Below are 15,778 nucleotides of genomic sequence, written 5' to 3' on the forward strand. Positions count from 1 at the left end.
ACCGTCGCCCCCGGCCGCGCCCCCCCCACCGGGCCGGGCGGGCCACCCTCCCCTCGAGGGGGAGGGGGACGTCGTGCCAATTCTCTTCTACCGCTCAATGCTGCTCGCCGCCGATGTCGCGCCGATCGACGCGCTTTTCGAAGCCCTGCGCCAACGCGGCATCACCCCCGTCCCCATCTTCGTTTCCAGCCTGAAGGACCCAACGTCCCTCGCCTTTGTCGAAACCGCGCTCGCAACCCTGAAGCCTGCCGCCATCGTCACCGCCACAGCTTTCGCCTCCGGGGCCGAGCCCGGCGTTGAAACCCTGTTCGACCGCGCCGGCGTACCGGTGTTCCAGGTCATCGTCGCGACCACCCGCCGCGATATCTGGCAAGGTAACCAGCGCGGCCTGGCGCCTGCCGACCTTGCCATGCATGTCGTCCTGCCCGAGCTCGACGGCCGCATTCTCGCCGGCGCCATTTCATTCAAGGGCGAAAGCGAAACCGATCCCGCATTGGCCTTTCGTGCTTTCGCCAACCGCCCGGAGCCGGACCGCATCGCGCAAGTGGCGAACCGTATCGAGGCCTTCGTGCGCCTGCAGCGAACGCCGCGTGCGGAGCGCAAGCTCGCCATCCTGATCCCCGACTATCCGAGCGCCCCCGGTCGCACCGGCTACGCCGTCGGCCTCGACGTGCCGTCCAGCGTGCTGGCAATGCTGCATGACCTGAGCGAACAGGGCTACGCCGTTGAAAGGATTCCGCAAACGCCGCGCGAGTTGCTGGAGATGCTGGGGCGTGGAGGTGAAGGGTTGGGGTTTGAGGACTATCTCGACCTTTCAACGGAATTGCCTGTTGAAGCGATAGCTGCCGTGACGGCGGCTTGGGGAAAGGCGGAAGACGAAACAGGTTTATGCGAGGCGCCCCCCTCTGTCCTGCCGGACATCTCCCCCACGAGGGGGGAGATTGGCGGCTCCATTGCCGGCTCTCTTCCTACAGCGTTGGAGATTGGCGAAAGCAGATATGAGGGCGCAATCTCCCCCCAAGTGGGGGAGATGTCCGGCAGGACAAAGGGGGGCGCGACAGAACGCCAACCTTCAAATCCGGTAAACAACAGGCAATTCGCCTTCCGCGCCGCCAGCTTCGGCAACGTCACCGTGGCACTCGCGCCCGATCGCGGGCGCTCCACGAACCGCCGCGCCGACTACCACGACTCGACACTGCCGCCGCGTCATGCGCTGATCGCCTTCGGCCTCTGGCTGCGCAAGTCGCTCGGCATCCATGCCCTCGTCCATGTCGGCGCCCACGGCACGCTGGAATGGCTGCCCGGCAAGACCGTGGCGCTCAGCGAAAACTGCTTTCCCGAAATCGTCACCGGCGCCCTGCCCGTCATTTATCCGTTCATCGTCTCCAACCCCGGCGAGGCAGCGCAGGCCAAGCGGCGCATTGCCGCCGTCACGCTTGGCCATCTTCCGCCGCCGCTGACCGGCGCCGGGCTGGACGAAAACCAGCATAGGCTTGAACGACTGGTCGACGAATATGCCCAGGCCGACGGGCTCGACCGCCGCCGCCGCGACCGCCTGGCGAGACTGATCGTCGAAACCGCGCAAAAAACTGGCCTCGCCTCGGAAGCCGGGGTTGCCCAAACCGACGCTCCCGACGAAGCGCTGCGCCGCATCGACGCCTGGCTCTGCGATCTCAAGGATTTCGCCATCAAGGACGGCCTGCACATTTACGGCCGGTCGCCGGAAGGCGAGGCTGATCCGCTGCGCGAGCAAAGCGCGACAGCCGAGAAAGCAGCACTGCTTGCCGCCCTCGACGGCCGCCATGTCGCTGCCGGTCCGGCCGGTGCACCGGCGCGTGGCCGGCGCGATGTGCTGCCGACCGGCCGCAATCTGTTTACCGCCGACCCGCGCACCATGCCGACGCCGACATCCTTCGATCTCGGCAGGGCGGCCGCCGACGAGGTCTTGCGCAGCTACATGCAATCGCATGGCGACTGGCCGCGCTCGCTGGTCATCGACCTCTGGGGCTCGGCCTCGCTGCGCACCGGCGGCGAGGAGATCGCGCAAGGCCTGGCGCTGATGGGCTGCCGGCCGCAATGGGATTCCGCCACCGGCCGCATCACCGGCATAGAAGTGCTGCCGCCGGCAACGCTCGGCCGTCCGCGCGTCGATGTCACCTGGCGCATATCAGGCCTGTTCCGCGACATGTTCCCGACCCAGATCGCGCTGATCGATGCCGCGGGCAACACCGTCGCCGCCCGGGACGAGGACGCTTCCGAAAACCCGCTCGCGGCGAGAACCCGTGCAGACGGCAAGATCAGTCCGCGCATTTTCGGCACCTCACCCGGGACCTACGGCGCCGGCGTCGAGGACTTGTTGTCGAGCGGTGACTGGGCCGCGCGCGAAGAGATCGGCCGCACCTATCTCGCCGCCAGCTCGCACGCCTATGGCGGCTCCGAGGGCGAAGGCGTTTCGGCGCCCGGCGCTTTTGAGGGCCGCATCGCTGAGGCCGACCTTCTGGTTCATACCGGCGACGACCCCGGCCGCGACATCCTCGAAGGCTCGGCCGACGTCGCCTTCATCGGCGGCTTTTCGGCAGCACTTGCCGCGCTCGGCAAAAACGCTGACGTGATCGTGCTCGACACTACGGACCCGCAAAAGCCGAAGCCGCGCTCGGTTGGTGAGGCCGTATCCCGGGTCGTGCGGGCGCGCGCGGTTAACCCGCGCTTCATCGCCGGCCAGATGCGGCACGGGCCGCGCGGCGCTTCGGAATTCGCCGAGACGGTTGATCGGCTTGTCGGCTTCGCCGAGACCACCCATGCCATATCAGGCACGCTGATCGAGGCCGTGCACGACGCCTATCTCGGCGACCCCGTTGTTCGCGCCTTTATCCTGCGCGAGAACCCGACGGCGGCGAAGGTGATTGCCGAGCGGTTTCTCTCGGCTCGGCGGCGCGGTCTGTGGCATCCGCTGCGCAATTCGATCGATGACGATCTCGCCGCGCTAATTGCCGAAGCCCAAGCGCTGGGGGTGGCGGCATGAACGCTTTCTCCCGACGCGGCGCCTGCCCTGCCTTGTCCGCGCCGATGCAGACCGGCGACGGGCTGCTGGTGCGGCTCAATCCGGTCGCTGGAGGACTGTTGCCGAAATCCTTGATCGGACTCTGCGAATCCGCCTTGCGCCATGGCAACGGCATCATGGAAGTGACCGCCCGCGGCAGCCTGCAGATCCGAGGCCTGACGCCGGCAAGCGCGCGGCTGCTGGCGATGGAGGTCGATGCGCTGGGCATCGCGGTGCGCACCGGCGTGCCGGTCGAGACCGGCCCGCTGGCCGGGCTCGACCCGGAGGAAATCGCCGACCCGCGCCCGCTTGCCGAGCGGATTCGGGCGGCAATTGAGGACGCGGGTGTTACACAACGCCTTGGCCCGAAGGTCTCCGTGATCGTCGACGGCGGCGGGCAGCTGACAATGGATGCAGTTACGGCCGATGTCAGGCTGGTCGCGATGCGGACCGGGGCGCGAACGCAGTGGCAGGTGGCTGTCGCCGGCGACGGTCAGACTGCGATGCCGCTCGTTATGGCCGAGGAGGATGCGGCTTGTGATATTGCCGTCGCTATTCTCAGGATGGTTGCTGAAAAGGGCCGCGATGCGCATGCGCGGGATTTGACGGAGAGACAGCTGAGATCTCTGGCAAGTTGGCGTTCCGTCGCGCCCCCCTCTGTCCTGCCGGACATCTCCCCCTCTAGGGGGGAGATTGGCAATTCCACGGCCGGCTCTCCCTCTGCAACTTTGGGGATTGGCGAAACCAGCAACGAGAGCGCAATCTCCCCCCTAGAGGGGGAGATGTCCGGCAGGACAGAGGGGGGCGCGAAGGAACGCCAGCCTATCGGAGTTTTCGACTTGGCCGCAGCCGCAATCGCCCTCGGCATCGGCCTGCCGTTCGGCAGCATACCAGCGCAAGAACTTATCGATCTCACCCAATACGCCCTCACCCTCGGCGCCACCGAAATCCGCCTGGCGCCAGGTCGCGCGCTGCTTTTGCTTGGCCTCTCCCCAGCCGCATGTCTTTCACTCCAGAAAACCGCCGCAACCGTCGGCTTTGTCACCGACGCAGCTGATCCGCGCACGAAAATCGCCGCCTGCCCCGGCGCACCCGCCTGTGCCTCCGGGCGCATAGCCACGCGCGAAATCGCCGAGACCATCGCCGCTGAAAACCGCGACATCCTCGATTCCTCGCTGACGCTGCACATCTCCGGCTGCGCCAAGGGTTGCGCCCATCCTGGTCCGGCGGTGTTGACCCTGGTCGGTGGCGAAAACGGAGCCGGACTTGTCGTGGACGGGACGGCAAAGGCATTGCCCGCCGGATACAGGCCGGGCTACGAAGCCGGGCACGGCATCGGCCGCATTGCAGCGGCGATCCGCAGCGCACGACATCCCGGCGAAACTGCTGCTGCTTGCCTGGTAAGGCTCGGCGCGGCCGGCATCACCGAAATCTACCGACAGGAATGAGCATGCCCGCCCAGAACGCCTACGACTACGTCCGTGACGGCACGGCGATCTACGAGCGCTCCTTCGCCATTATCCGCGCCGAGGCCGACCTGTCGCGCTTTTCCGAAGCCGAGGCCGATGTCGCTATCCGCATGATCCATGCCTGCGGTCAGGTCGAGGCTGCGCAGCACTTCGTTTTCTCGAGCGATTTCGTCGCCGCTGCGCGCACGGCGCTGGGCGCCGGCGCGCCGATCTTCTGCGACGCGCAGATGGTCTCGCACGGCGTCACGCGCGCCCGGCTGCCGGCCGGCAACGAGGTGATCTGTACGCTGCGCGATCCGCGGACCGCCGACATCGCGAAAAAGATCGGCAACACCCGCTCGGCCGCAGCGATCGACCTGTGGGGCGAGCGCGTGGCCGGTTCGGTCGTCGCCATCGGCAATGCGCCGACAGCCCTTTTCTATCTGCTGGAAAAGCTGCGCGCCGGCGCGCCGAAGCCGGCGGCGATCATCGGCATGCCGGTCGGGTTTGTCGGTGCTGCTGAATCGAAGGATGCGCTGGCCGAAAATTCCTATGGCGTGCATTACGCCATCGTGCGCGGCCGGCTGGGCGGCAGCGCCATGACCGCCGCCGCCCTCAATGCGTTGGCGAGGCCAGGCCTATGAATGCGATCGCAAAAGGTCGGCTGGTCGGCGTCGGCACCGGTCCCGGCGACCCGGAACTTTTGACCCTGAAGGCGGTGCGCGCGCTGGCCGAGGCCGATGTCGTTGCGCATTTCGCCAAGCGCGGCAACAACAGCAATGCGCGCGCCATTGTCGGCGCGCATTTTCGCCCTGATCTGATCGAACTGCCGCTGCTCTACCCGGTGACGACCGAGATCGACAAGGACCACAGCGATTACCGGTCGCAGATAACGGATTTCTACGAGCAGTCGGCCGAAACGGTCGCCGAGCACCTCAGCACCGGCAGGATGGTCGCGGTGCTTTCGGAAGGCGATCCGCTTTTCTACGGCTCCTACATGCATCTTCATGTCCGGCTGGCGCACCGCTTTCCGACCGAAGTCATTCCCGGCGTCACCGCCATGTCCGGCTGCTGGTCGGCGACCGGCCTGCCTATCGTCCAGGGCGACGATGTGCTGACGGTGCTGCCGGGCACCATGAGCGAATTCGAGCTGACGCGCCGCCTTGCCGACACCGATGCCGCGGTGATCATGAAAGTCGGCCGCAACCTGCCCAAGATCAGGCGCGCGCTGGAGGCAACCGACAAGCTGGCGCGGGCAATCTATGTCGAGCGCGGCACCATGCCAGGCGGTGTCTCGATGCGGCTTGCGGACAAAAAGGACGACCAGGCGCCCTATTTCGCCATCGTGCTGGTGGCCGGCTGGTCGGGGCGGCCAAATGCATTGAGAGCCGAAGCATGAGCGGCCGCCTGACCGTCATCGGCCTGGGGCCAGGCAACGCCGACCAGGTGACGCCGGAAGCCAGCCGCGCCGTCGCCGAGGCGAAATTCTTCTACGGCTACAAGCCTTATCTTGACCGGCTCGACCTGCGCGCGGACCAGACCCGCATCGCCTCCGACAATCGCGAGGAACTCGCCCGCTCCAGGGACGCACTGCTGAAGGCCGCGGAAGGCCACGATGTCGCCGTCGTATCGGGCGGCGATCCCGGCGTCTTCGCCATGGCGGCGGCCGTCTGCGAGGCGATCGAGGCGGGGCCGGTCGAATGGCGCGCGGTCGACATCGCCATCGTGCCCGGTATCACCGCCATGCTCGCCGTTGCAGCCCGCATCGGTGCGCCGCTCGGCCATGATTTCTGCGCCATCTCGCTGTCCGACAATCTGAAGCCGTGGGACCTGATCGAGCTGCGCCTTTTGGCGGCAGCCGGCGCCGGCTTCGTCATCGCGCTCTACAATCCGATCAGCAAGGCACGCCCCTGGCAGCTTGGCCGCGCCTTCGAATGCCTGTCGGCGATCCTGCCCGGCACCACGCCGGTGATCTTTGGCCGCGCCGCCGGCCGTCCCGACGAGCGCATCGAGGTTTTTCTACTGGCCGACGCCGATGCCGCGAAAGCCGACATGGCGACCTGCATCATTATCGGCTCGCCGGAAACCAGGATCATCAAGCGGGGTGACAAGGCGGCGCTGGTCTACACGCCGCGTTCGGCAGCGGGCCCAAGAACATGAAAATGATCGACCATAGCGGCAAGAGATTCGATCGTTTCGGTCGACGCGACGTCCGGCAGCGCCGGCCTGCGGATCATCACAACCTCGATTCCCAGCGCTCGCGCCGCCGCGATCTTGCCGTAGGTCGCCTCGCCGCCGCTGTTTTTGGAAACGACGACATCGATGCGGTGCTCTTGAAGCAGCGCGCGCTCATCGACCTCATGAAACGGCCCGCGCGCCAAGAGATAGGTCGCGTCGGGCAGAGCGAGCCTGGGCTCGACCGGGTCGACACTGCGGATGAGATAATGATGCTGGGGAGCTGCCTCGAAGGCAGCGACCTCCTGCCGTCCGAGCGCCAGGAACGCGCGGCGCGGCACCGATCCCAGAGCCGTCACCGCGCTGGCAACACTATCGACCAACATCCAGAGGTCACCTTCGGCTGGGTCCCAGCCCGGACGCCTGAGCGCAACGATAGGCACGGCGGTCATGCGCGCTGCTTCCGCCGCATTGGCGGAGATTCGCGCCGCATAGGGATGCGTGGCGTCGATCAGCAGGTCGATCTTGTTCTGGCGGAGGTACGCCGCCAGCCCGCCGGCACCGCCGAAGCCGCCGACCCGCACCGGCACCCCTTGCGCGACCGGGCTTTCGGTGCGGCCGGCCAGCGACAGCATGACCGAAATATCCGCGCGCGCGGCCAGCTTTCCGGCCAGTTGCCGGGCTTCGGTGGTTCCGCCGAGGATCAGAATGCGGTGGGTCATCATGCCTGCTGAAGGTCCGCTCGGTGCCAAGCTTACCTCAAAGTGGCTCACGATCATCGGCATCGGCGAGGACGGTGTAGCGGGTCTCGGCGACGAGGCCAAGCGGTTGATCGCGGAGGCCGAATTCGTCTTCGGCGGCAAGCGTCACCTTGCCCTCGTCGCGTCACTCGCCAAAGGTGAAGCGCGCGCCTGGCCGACGCCTTTCGATGCCGAGCTGCGCGACGTGCTGGCGCTCTCCGGCAGACGCGTCTGCGTGCTGGCCTCTGGCGATCCCTTCTACCACGGTGTCGGCGTCACCCTCGCCCGCAAGGTCGCGGCGGAGGATATGCGAGTGATCCCCGCGCCCTCGGCCTTCTCACTGGCCGCCTCACGCCTGGGGTGGGGACTGCAGGACGTCGAGACCATTTCGCTGCATGGCCGCTCGCTCGACCTGATCCGGCCGTTGCTACATCCTTGCACCCGCATTCTCGCGCTGACCTCGGACAGCGACGCACCGGGAGCGATTGCCGGTCTGCTGACAGAGCTCGGCTTCGGCGCCTCGCGGCTGACGGTCCTGGAGGCGCTCGGCGGCCCGAACGAAAGGCTGCGCTCGGCGAGCGCCGGCACCTTCGACCTCGCAAAGATCAATCCGCTCAACGTGCTCGCGATCGAAGTTGATTCGACTCCGCAAGCACGCATCCTGCCGCTGACAGCGGGACTTGCCGATCATTTGTTCGAGCATGACGGCCAGATCACCAAGCGCGAAGTGCGCGCCGTCACCCTGTCCGCTCTCGCGCCAAGGCGCGGCGAACTGTTGTGGGACATCGGCGCCGGCTCGGGCTCCATTGGCATCGAATGGATGCTGGCCCATCCTTCCATGCGCGCCATCGCCGTTGAGGCCGATCCGGCCCGCGCCGCCCGCATCCGACGCAACGCCGTGGCCTGCGGCGTTCCCGGTCTCGCCGTCGTCGAAGGTTCGGCACCGCGAGCTCTTGCCGGGCTGGAAACGCCGGCCGCGATCTTCATCGGCGGCGGCGGCAGCGATGCCGGCGTGCTGGAAGGAGCCCTCGATGCCTTGCCTGCCGGCGGCCGCCTCGTTGCCAACGCAGTAACGCTGGAGATGGAGGCGCGGCTTCTCGCCCAGCACACCAAGCTCGGCGGCGAACTCACCCGCATCGCTATATCCCGTGCTTCGCGGGTCGGTTCGATGCAGGCCTGGCGGCCAGCTATGCCGGTTACCCAATGGAGCTGGGTGAAGCCATGATGGTTGCGGGCATCGGCAGCCGCAAAGGCGTCAGCGCACGCGACGTGCTTGCTGCGGTAGAAACCGCACTGGAGGCGCACGGGCTTGCCCTGCCCGCGCTTTCAGCCCTCGCAACCGCGTCTCTCAAGCAGGATGAAGCGGCAATCTTCGCCGCCGGACGCGAACTCCGCCTTCCGGTAATCGTTGTCGAGCAGGACGAACTCAAAGCCGCATCTACGACCAGCCGTTCCGACCTATCGCAGGAGCATGCCGGCACGCCGTCGGTTTCCGAAGCCTCGGCGCTTGCCGCCGCCGGCAAAGGCGCAAAACTGCTCGGGCCGCGCACGGTGCTCGGTGCTGTCACCTGCGCCATCGCCATCAGCGGAGATGCGGCATGACCGTTCACTTCATCGGCGCCGGCCCGGGTGCAGCCGACCTGATCACCTTGCGCGGCAGCCGCCTGCTCGGCAGTTGTACCGTCTGCCTCTATGCCGGATCGATTGTTGCGCCGGAGCTGTTGCAGCACTGCGCGCCTGGAACGCGGTTGATCGACACCGCGCCGATGTCGCTCGACGAGATCGAGGCCGAATATCTGGCAGCCCACGCGGCCGGCCATGACGTCGCCCGCCTGCATTCCGGCGATCTTTCGGTCTGGAGCGCCGTTGCCGAACAGATCCGCCGGTTGGAAAAGCACGGCATCCCTTACACGCTGACGCCGGGCGTGCCGTCTTTTGCCGCCGCGGCGGCAGCGCTGCGCCGCGAGCTGACCATTCCAGAAGTCGCGCAAAGCCTGGTGCTGACACGCATCTCCGGCCGCGCCTCGAAAATGCCTCCCGGCGAAACCCTGGCCGGCTTCGGCCGCACCGGCGCCACGCTCGCCATCCACCTTGCCATCCACGCCATCGGCCGCGTCGTCGCCGAGCTGACGCCGCATTACGGCGCCGACTGCCCGGTCGCGGTCGTCTTCCGTGCTTCCTGGCCGGACGAACGCGTGCTGACCGGCACGCTGGCGACAATTGAAGCGCAACTGGCCGCCGATCCGATGGAACGCACGGCAATCATCTTCGTCGGCCGCTCGCTGGCAGCGGAGGGCTTTGGCGAAAGTTCACTGTACGACGCGCACTACCAGCGGCGCTTTCGCGGACGGAACGGATTGTGAGCGGCAGCACCAGAAACACTACGGTCGAGCAGGCGCTCACCCGGCTCAACTTCAAGCCGCGCCAGCTTGAGCCCGGGCATGTCTGGCTGGCTGGCGCCGGCCCTGGCGATCCCGGCTGCCTGACGCTGGAAGTGCTGGCCGCCCTCGGACAGTGCGACGCGCTGGTTTATGATGCGCTGGTCTCGCCGGAAGTCGTCGCCGTCGCCGAGGGCGCGGAACTGTTCTATGCCGGCAAACGCGGTGGGAAGCCGTCGATGAAGCAGGACGACATCACCGCTCTGCTGGTCCGGCTGGCGCGCGAGGGCCGGCGCGTCGTCCGACTGAAGGGCGGCGACCCCTATATTTTCGGGCGTGGCGGCGAAGAGGCGCTGGCGCTGGCCGGGGAAACTATCCCGTTCCGCATCCTGCCTGGCCTGACGTCCGGCCTCAGCGCGCTGGCCGCGACCGGCATTCCCGGCACCATGCGCGGCATCAATAAGGCGCTGATCCTGGCGACCGGCCATGCCGCTGGCACCGATGACGATCTCGACTGGGCGGCCATCGCCCGTACCGGCCAACCGGTGGTCATCTATATGGGCATGGCCAACCTGCCGCTGATCGCCGCCTCGCTGCTCGAGGGCGGCCTGCCATCTTCGACGCCCGCCGCGGTTATCGTTGCCGCGACGACGCCGCAGGAGCGTATCGTCGTCGCCACGCTCGTCACAATTGCCGAGGAAGCGGCGGCAGCCGGCTTGACCTCGCCGGCGCTGATCGTCGTCGGCGGCATCGTCGGCATGCGCGCGGCACTGGCGGGCGAGCCATGACCCGCGCCATCATCATCGGCGCGCCGCGCTCGGGCTCGGGCAAGACCAGCGTCACCATCGGCATCTTGCGCGCGCTCGCCCGGCGCGGCCTGAAAGTGCGCGGCGCCAAATCCGGCCCGGATTATATCGATCCCGGCTTCCACACCGCCGCCACGGGCCTGTCCGGCGTCAATCTCGACAGCTGGGCAATGCCGCCCGCCCTGCTCAACGCACTGGCCGGCGAAGCGACCGAAGATGCCGATTTTATCTTCCTCGAAAGCGCCATGGGCCTGTTCGACGGGATTCCGGCTGCTCCAGGACGGTCCGGCTCGGCTGCCGACCTTGCCCGGCTCTACGGCCTGCCGGTGCTGCTGGTGCTCGATGTCTCCGGCCAGTCGACCACGGCAGCGGCCGTCGCCAAGGGATTTGCCACCTATGACCCGGATGTACGCATGGCCGGCGTCGTGCTCAACCGGCTGGGCAGCGAGCGCCACCGCCGGCTATGCGGCGATGCCATCGAGGCACTCGGCCTGGCTGTCGTCGGCGCCATCCTGCGCGATCCCTCACTCAACCTGCCCGAGCGCCATCTCGGCCTCGTCCAGGCCGGCGAATATGAGAATCTGATGGCGCATCTCGACCGGCTGGCCGACATGGTCGAGCGCTCGCTCGACCTTGACGCCATCATGGCGCTGGCGGCGCCATTCACGCCCGCGCCGGGCAATTTCGGCGACGCGCTGCCGCCGCCTGGCCAGCGCATCGCGCTCGCCGAGGACGCCGCCTTCACCTTCCTCTATCCGCATGTCGCCACGCATTGGCGCAAGGCCGGCGCCGAGATCGTTCCGTTCTCGCCGCTCGCCGATGAGGCGCCTGGCGACAATTGCGATGTCTGCTGGCTGCCCGGCGGCTATCCCGAGCTGCACGCCGGCCGCCTCGCGGCCGCGGCGAATTTCAGGGCCGGCATGGCGCGGTTGGCCGCCACGCGGCCGGTGCATGGCGAGTGCGGCGGCTTCATGGTGCTCGGCGAGGCGCTCGAGGACGCGTCGGGCGAGACGCATCGGATGCTCGGCCTGCTCGGTCATTCGACCAGCTTCGCCAAGCGCAAGATGAATCTCGGCTACCGCGAGGCGCGCCTGCGTTCCGCGTGTCCGCTCGGCAGCCAAGGCACGCTGATCCGCGGCCATGAATTCCACTACGCGCAGATGGTTGCGACCGGCAATGACGAGCCGCTGGCCGATCTCGCCGACGGACAAGGAAACCCGCTCGGCGCCTCTGGCTACCGGCGCGAAAATGTCAGCGGCACCTTCTTCCATGCCATTGCGAGGGGCGAGAGCATGATCCCGAAAAGTGGTAGCCGGTTTTCGGAATAGATCATGCTCAAACTCCAGATCCCCTCGCAACAGCAAATTCTCGAAGACATCGCGCTTTGCCTCGTCTTCTTCACCCGGCTACCGCTGCCGAGAGCCGACTTCGGTGGCCGCAGCCTTGCCGCTGCGATCTGGGCTGCACCCGTTGCCGGTCTCGCCGTCGCTCTGGCCGGTGCGCTGGTCTACGCCGTCGGGACGAGGCTCGGCCTTGCCGAGGGTCCTGCTGCAGCGTTGACCCTTGCCGCGATCTTGCTTGCCACTGGCTGCCTGCATGAAGACGGGCTTTCGGATGTCGCCGACGGCTTTGGCGGCGGCAAGACGCGCGACAGGAAACTGGAGATCATGCGCGACAGCCGCATCGGTGCCTACGGCGCCTGCGCGCTCGGCATCTCGCTGCTGATCCGCTGGAGCGTGCTCTCTGGTTTCGCCGGCCCGGCTCATGTCCTTTGGGCCCTCATTGCCGCGCAAGCGGCTTCGCGCGGCCTGCTCGGCGCCTTCATGCACCTGCTGCCGCCCGCTCGCAGCGACGGCCTCTCGGTTGATGCAGGCACAGTCACGGCCGAAACTGCCGGTATCGGTACCGCGCTCGGTGCGGTCGCGCTGCTGGCGCTTGGGTTCGGCGCCGCCGTTTTCGCCCTCATCCTGCTTGCGCTCATGTTTGCCGCCTTCCGCGCGCTGTGTATCAACCAGATCGGCGGTCAAACCGGCGACACCGTCGGTGCCCTCCAGCAGCTCGGCGAGATCGCAATCCTGCTCGTCGCTTCCGTTTCCCTTTCCTGACTCTGTTTCGGAGATTTCGCCCCCATGCCTTTCAAATCACTCAATGAACTGCGCGCCGCCTGCCTCGACCTGCCCAATGGCAGCGACGCCGCCGCCCATGCCGTCGCCCGCCGCCAGGACACGCTGACCAAGCCGCAAGGCAGCCTCGGCCGGCTGGAGACAATAGCCGCCTGGCTGGCGCGCTGGCAGGGCCGCGACATGCCAAAGCTCGACCGAGTCAAGGTCTTCGTCTTTGCCGGCAACCACGGCGTCACCGCGCAAGGTGTGTCGGCCTTCCCTTCGGAGGTCACCGTGCAGATGGTGGCGAATTTCGCTGGCGGCGGCGCCGCCATCAACCAGCTTGCCCGCATCGCCGGCGCCGAACTCGACGTCATCCCGCTCGACCTCGACCGTCCAACCGGCGACTTCACGCAAGGGCCGGCGATGGACGACGAGGCCTTTCTCGCCGCCGTCTCGGCAGGCTACGACGCGATCAGCAGGGATCTCGACCTAGTCTGTTTCGGCGAAATGGGTATCGGCAACACCACGCCGGCGGCAGCCATCTCGACCGCGCTGTTCGGCGGTAGCGCGGAGCGATGGACTGGGCGCGGCACCGGCGTCGACGACGCCGGCCTCGTGCGCAAGATCGTCGCCATCGAGGCCGGCCTGAAGCGCCACGCCCCGGCGCTTGCCGATCCGCTGAAGGTGGCGGCAGCCCTCGGCGGGCGCGAGCTTGCGGCGATCTTGGGCGCAACACTGGCGGCGCGCCATCTCGGCGTGCCGGTGCTGCTTGACGGCTTCGTCTGCACCGCCGCCGCGGCACCCTTGGCCGGGCTGCACCCAGCCGGCCTAGCTCACACCATGGCCGCTCACGTCTCAGCCGAATCCGGCCACCGCCGCCTGTTGGAGGCGCTCGGGCTGCCGCCCCTGCTCGACCTCGGCATGCGGCTCGGCGAAGGCTCCGGCGCCTGCCTCGCCGTCAACATCGTCCGCTCGGCATTGGAATGCCATGCCCGCATGGCAAGCTTTGCGGAGGCGGGGGTTTCGGAGAAGTAAGCGCTCGCAAAGTTCGGGCTGCGTCGATGAACCAACCTTCACAAATTTTCGGAGACCCCAAACAGGGGCTTCGCGATATTCTTGCTCGGATTATCGGAGATTTCGACAGCAAGAGCGGAGCTTTTGCCGGGCTGAAATACAATTCGCCGTGGATAGTGGCCACGGAGGATTGGGCAGAGCGATCAGGCCATACGGTCGAAGAGCTGTGCGAGATGATTTCTCGATGGCGGATTTCAATCTGCACTGGCGAGAAGACAAATCCGAAAATCGTTCAGACTTTTGAAGATCTTCGCAGCGCGGCGGAGGAATGGAGAACGGAGACAGGCTACCGCGACCCGCCTACACGCCTAACTCCCGAGATGACAAAATTTCCCAACTACAAGGAGTTGAAAGCACACAGCTGGACGCTGTGGAATTCCATGGGGCTGCAGGACTCATCATACGACTATGTTGCTCGGGACCTCAGTTTTCATGGAGCCATCGAAGACGTTTTTGGCCACAGGGTTACAGTGGGAATGACCATCAAGCTGGGGTATGGCGGGCCAATCTGGTTATATTTTCGCTTCCCCTACTATGCAAACGACGAGCCGACGTCCTTCCACCACCCAATTCTGTCGGGTTCGGGAATATGTGACGCGCTTCGGTTGCCAAGGGTTCCTGAACTCGAATGGATTGCCAGCAAAAGCAAAACAAGCTTCACAGAAGTCGAAAGCGTGCTGGCCATAACGCGGGCAACCCTCACCTATCTACGGCCCACCATCCAATAGAAATCAGGCTCGCCGACTGCAACCGGCTGATAGGTGCAACGTGCAAAAACGCCGTCACACGTTCTAGGGTCTTTCCACCAAATCCTGAAGATTTTTGGTGGGTGCGCACAGGATTGAACTGTGGACCCGCTGATTAAGAGTCAGCTGCTCTACCAACTGAGCTACGCACCCACTCGGCCGGCAAAACCGGCGTTGGCGGGCATATAGCCGCCGACATCCGCCATGTCCAGCCCTGCCGATTCATTTCCCGACAAATTGCCCAAGTGCCGCACATGGTCAGATGAAAAGCCTGCCTTCCGCCACCTTGACCGCATGGCCGCCGATGCGGGCGGCCGTCAGTTTGCCACCTTCGACATTCAGTTCGAGGCGAATGCGCGAAGGCCGGCCCATCTCCAGCCCCTGCTCGATCCACAGTTGTGAAACGCCGTCGGTCGGGCCGTCGAAATGCATGATCGCGCCAGCGAACGCGGCGGCCGCCGAGCCGGTCGCCGGGTCTTCGTAGGACGGATTGCCGGGCACCATCATGCGGACATGGAAGGCACTGTCGTGGTGCACCGTCTCGCGGCAATAGACATAGGGGCTGGCGAAGGCCCATTCGCTTTTACGCGGTGCCAGTTCCGACCACGCCTGGTTGTCCAGCCTGATCCGGGCAGCCGCCTCCAGATTGGCGACGGGGATGGTCACGTAAGGCACTCCAGCCGACCAGAATGAAACGCGGTGGTTCTCGAAGCCGATCTCGTGCGGCCCAAGGCCAAGGGCCGCGCCGATCGCCTCGGGATCGGCCGACAATTCCAGCTGCGCCGGCAGTTTCGCCAGGTCGAACTCGGCAAAGGTCGAACCATCGTGCTTGCTGACAGCGCAGCGCACCGGGCCGATATTCTCCTCGAGCACGAAGATGCCGGCGGCCTCTCCCGCCATTTCGGCGAGCGCTATCGCCGAGCCGACGGTTGGGTGGCCGGCGAACGGCATTTCGTAGTCGGGCGTGAAGATACGGATGCGGGCCCGGTGCTTCGGGTTGTCCGGCGGCAGCACGAAGACGGTTTCGGACAGGTTGAACTCGCGCGCCACCGCCTGCATCGCCGCAACGTCCAGCCCGTCACAGTCGAGCACCACGGCCAGCGGATTGCCGGCCAGCCGGTTGGTGGTGAATACGTCGTAAAACAAGTAATTCCGCGGCTGCATCTCAGTAAGTCCTCTGCCTCATTCCCAACATGAGCGAAATTTAATTTGAATTTTGAACCATAAGGCCTGATTTGTGCACTGATGGGATATCACTGAACATAG

Annotated in this window: 15 protein-coding genes and 1 tRNA gene; 13 read left to right on the top strand and 3 right to left on the bottom strand. The window is 66.2% G+C overall.

What is annotated here, in order from left to right; all coding sequences use genetic code 11:
• Positions 1-73: 73 nt before the first annotated feature.
• The 5 genes from AC0L2X_RS10670 to AC0L2X_RS10690 are packed head-to-tail and all read left to right on the top strand — an operon-like array spanning position 74 to position 6,648.
• Positions 74-3,022, top strand: coding sequence for a cobaltochelatase subunit CobN (locus AC0L2X_RS10670; RefSeq protein WP_473557467.1), 2,949 nt, complete (start codon positions 74-76; stop codon positions 3,020-3,022).
• The gene (gene cobG, locus AC0L2X_RS10675; RefSeq protein ID WP_473557465.1) at positions 3,019-4,488 is read left to right on the top strand and encodes a precorrin-3B synthase; all 1,470 of its coding nucleotides are present in this window, start codon (positions 3,019-3,021) and stop codon (positions 4,486-4,488) included. The genes AC0L2X_RS10670 and cobG overlap by 4 nt, the downstream gene beginning before the upstream one ends.
• Positions 4,485-5,132, top strand: coding sequence for a precorrin-8X methylmutase (locus tag AC0L2X_RS10680; RefSeq protein ID WP_473557462.1), 648 nt, complete (start codon positions 4,485-4,487; stop codon positions 5,130-5,132). Before cobG ends, AC0L2X_RS10680 begins: the two co-directional genes overlap by 4 nt.
• Complete coding sequence (locus AC0L2X_RS10685; RefSeq protein WP_473557461.1) at positions 5,129-5,887, top strand: precorrin-2 C(20)-methyltransferase; 759 nt, start codon at positions 5,129-5,131, stop codon at positions 5,885-5,887. The genes AC0L2X_RS10680 and AC0L2X_RS10685 overlap by 4 nt, the downstream gene beginning before the upstream one ends.
• Positions 5,884-6,648 carry a precorrin-3B C(17)-methyltransferase gene (locus AC0L2X_RS10690; protein WP_473557459.1) on the top strand — a complete coding sequence of 255 codons (765 nt, stop codon included), beginning with the start codon at positions 5,884-5,886 and terminating at the stop codon, positions 6,646-6,648. Before AC0L2X_RS10685 ends, AC0L2X_RS10690 begins: the two co-directional genes overlap by 4 nt.
• On the opposite strand, the gene AC0L2X_RS10695 is transcribed toward AC0L2X_RS10690, so the two are convergent.
• Positions 6,612-7,385 (bottom strand): cobalt-precorrin-6A reductase, encoded by a 774-nt coding sequence (locus AC0L2X_RS10695; protein WP_473557456.1) that lies wholly within the window; start codon positions 7,383-7,385, stop codon positions 6,612-6,614. The two genes, AC0L2X_RS10690 and AC0L2X_RS10695, sit on opposite strands and share 37 nt — an antisense overlap.
• Position 7,386: 1 nt before the next feature.
• On the opposite strand from AC0L2X_RS10695, the gene cbiE reads away from it, so the two are divergent.
• Genes cbiE through AC0L2X_RS10735 form a run of 8 tightly spaced genes read left to right on the top strand, consistent with a single transcriptional unit; the run spans position 7,387 to position 14,494 of the window.
• Positions 7,387-8,628 carry a precorrin-6y C5,15-methyltransferase (decarboxylating) subunit CbiE gene (gene cbiE, locus AC0L2X_RS10700; protein ID WP_473557454.1) on the top strand — a complete coding sequence of 414 codons (1,242 nt, stop codon included), beginning with the start codon at positions 7,387-7,389 and terminating at the stop codon, positions 8,626-8,628.
• Positions 8,625-9,005, top strand: coding sequence for a cobalamin biosynthesis protein (locus tag AC0L2X_RS10705; RefSeq protein WP_023676642.1), 381 nt, complete (start codon positions 8,625-8,627; stop codon positions 9,003-9,005). The genes cbiE and AC0L2X_RS10705 overlap by 4 nt, the downstream gene beginning before the upstream one ends.
• A complete protein-coding gene (gene cobM, locus AC0L2X_RS10710; protein WP_473557452.1) occupies positions 9,002-9,766 on the top strand; it encodes a precorrin-4 C(11)-methyltransferase in 765 nt (254 codons plus the stop codon). Before AC0L2X_RS10705 ends, cobM begins: the two co-directional genes overlap by 4 nt.
• Positions 9,763-10,569, top strand: a complete 807-nt coding sequence (cobA, locus tag AC0L2X_RS10715; protein WP_473557451.1) for a uroporphyrinogen-III C-methyltransferase — start codon at positions 9,763-9,765, stop codon at positions 10,567-10,569. Before cobM ends, cobA begins: the two co-directional genes overlap by 4 nt.
• The gene (locus AC0L2X_RS10720; protein WP_473557449.1) at positions 10,566-11,915 is read left to right on the top strand and encodes a cobyrinate a,c-diamide synthase; all 1,350 of its coding nucleotides are present in this window, start codon (positions 10,566-10,568) and stop codon (positions 11,913-11,915) included. Before cobA ends, AC0L2X_RS10720 begins: the two co-directional genes overlap by 4 nt.
• Before the next feature lie 3 nt (positions 11,916-11,918).
• On the top strand, positions 11,919-12,692 hold the full coding sequence (gene cobS / locus AC0L2X_RS10725; RefSeq protein WP_473557446.1) for an adenosylcobinamide-GDP ribazoletransferase: 774 nt from the start codon (positions 11,919-11,921) through the stop codon (positions 12,690-12,692).
• A gap of 24 nt (positions 12,693-12,716) precedes the next feature.
• Positions 12,717-13,727: a nicotinate-nucleotide--dimethylbenzimidazole phosphoribosyltransferase gene (cobT, locus tag AC0L2X_RS10730; protein ID WP_473557444.1), complete on the top strand. Its 1,011-nt coding sequence runs from the start codon at positions 12,717-12,719 to the stop codon at positions 13,725-13,727.
• 26 nt (positions 13,728-13,753) lie between these two features.
• Positions 13,754-14,494 carry a hypothetical protein gene (locus AC0L2X_RS10735; protein ID WP_352564514.1) on the top strand — a complete coding sequence of 247 codons (741 nt, stop codon included), beginning with the start codon at positions 13,754-13,756 and terminating at the stop codon, positions 14,492-14,494.
• 95 nt (positions 14,495-14,589) lie between these two features.
• On the opposite strand, the gene AC0L2X_RS10740 is transcribed toward AC0L2X_RS10735, so the two are convergent.
• Positions 14,590-14,665: transfer RNA gene (locus AC0L2X_RS10740), tRNA-Lys, on the bottom strand.
• A gap of 105 nt (positions 14,666-14,770) precedes the next feature.
• Positions 14,771-15,676: a PhzF family phenazine biosynthesis protein gene (locus tag AC0L2X_RS10745; protein ID WP_473557441.1), complete on the bottom strand. Its 906-nt coding sequence runs from the start codon at positions 15,674-15,676 to the stop codon at positions 14,771-14,773.
• Positions 15,677-15,778 lie beyond the last annotated feature (102 nt).

This window comes from Mesorhizobium sp. WSM4828 (genome assembly GCF_055811175.1).

Bases quoted from the DNA above. Each gene is read 5' to 3' on its own strand.
- AC0L2X_RS10680 (WP_473557462.1), top strand. From the start codon at position 4,485: ATGAGCATGCCCGCCCAGAACGCCTACGACTACGTCCGTGACGGCACG.
- AC0L2X_RS10685 (WP_473557461.1), top strand. From the start codon at position 5,129: ATGAATGCGATCGCAAAAGGTCGGCTGGTCGGCGTCGGCACCGGTCCC.
- AC0L2X_RS10735 (WP_352564514.1), top strand. From the start codon at position 13,754: ATGAACCAACCTTCACAAATTTTCGGAGACCCCAAACAGGGGCTTCGC.
- AC0L2X_RS10690 (WP_473557459.1), top strand. From the start codon at position 5,884: ATGAGCGGCCGCCTGACCGTCATCGGCCTGGGGCCAGGCAACGCCGAC.
- cobS (WP_473557446.1), top strand. From the start codon at position 11,919: ATGCTCAAACTCCAGATCCCCTCGCAACAGCAAATTCTCGAAGACATC.
- AC0L2X_RS10695 (WP_473557456.1), bottom strand. From the start codon at position 7,385: ATGACCCACCGCATTCTGATCCTCGGCGGAACCACCGAAGCCCGGCAA.
- cbiE (WP_473557454.1), top strand. From the start codon at position 7,387: ATGCCTGCTGAAGGTCCGCTCGGTGCCAAGCTTACCTCAAAGTGGCTC.
- cobG (WP_473557465.1), top strand. From the start codon at position 3,019: ATGAACGCTTTCTCCCGACGCGGCGCCTGCCCTGCCTTGTCCGCGCCG.
- AC0L2X_RS10720 (WP_473557449.1), top strand. From the start codon at position 10,566: ATGACCCGCGCCATCATCATCGGCGCGCCGCGCTCGGGCTCGGGCAAG.
- AC0L2X_RS10705 (WP_023676642.1), top strand. From the start codon at position 8,625: ATGATGGTTGCGGGCATCGGCAGCCGCAAAGGCGTCAGCGCACGCGAC.
- AC0L2X_RS10745 (WP_473557441.1), bottom strand. From the start codon at position 15,676: ATGCAGCCGCGGAATTACTTGTTTTACGACGTATTCACCACCAACCGG.
- cobT (WP_473557444.1), top strand. From the start codon at position 12,717: ATGCCTTTCAAATCACTCAATGAACTGCGCGCCGCCTGCCTCGACCTG.
- cobM (WP_473557452.1), top strand. From the start codon at position 9,002: ATGACCGTTCACTTCATCGGCGCCGGCCCGGGTGCAGCCGACCTGATC.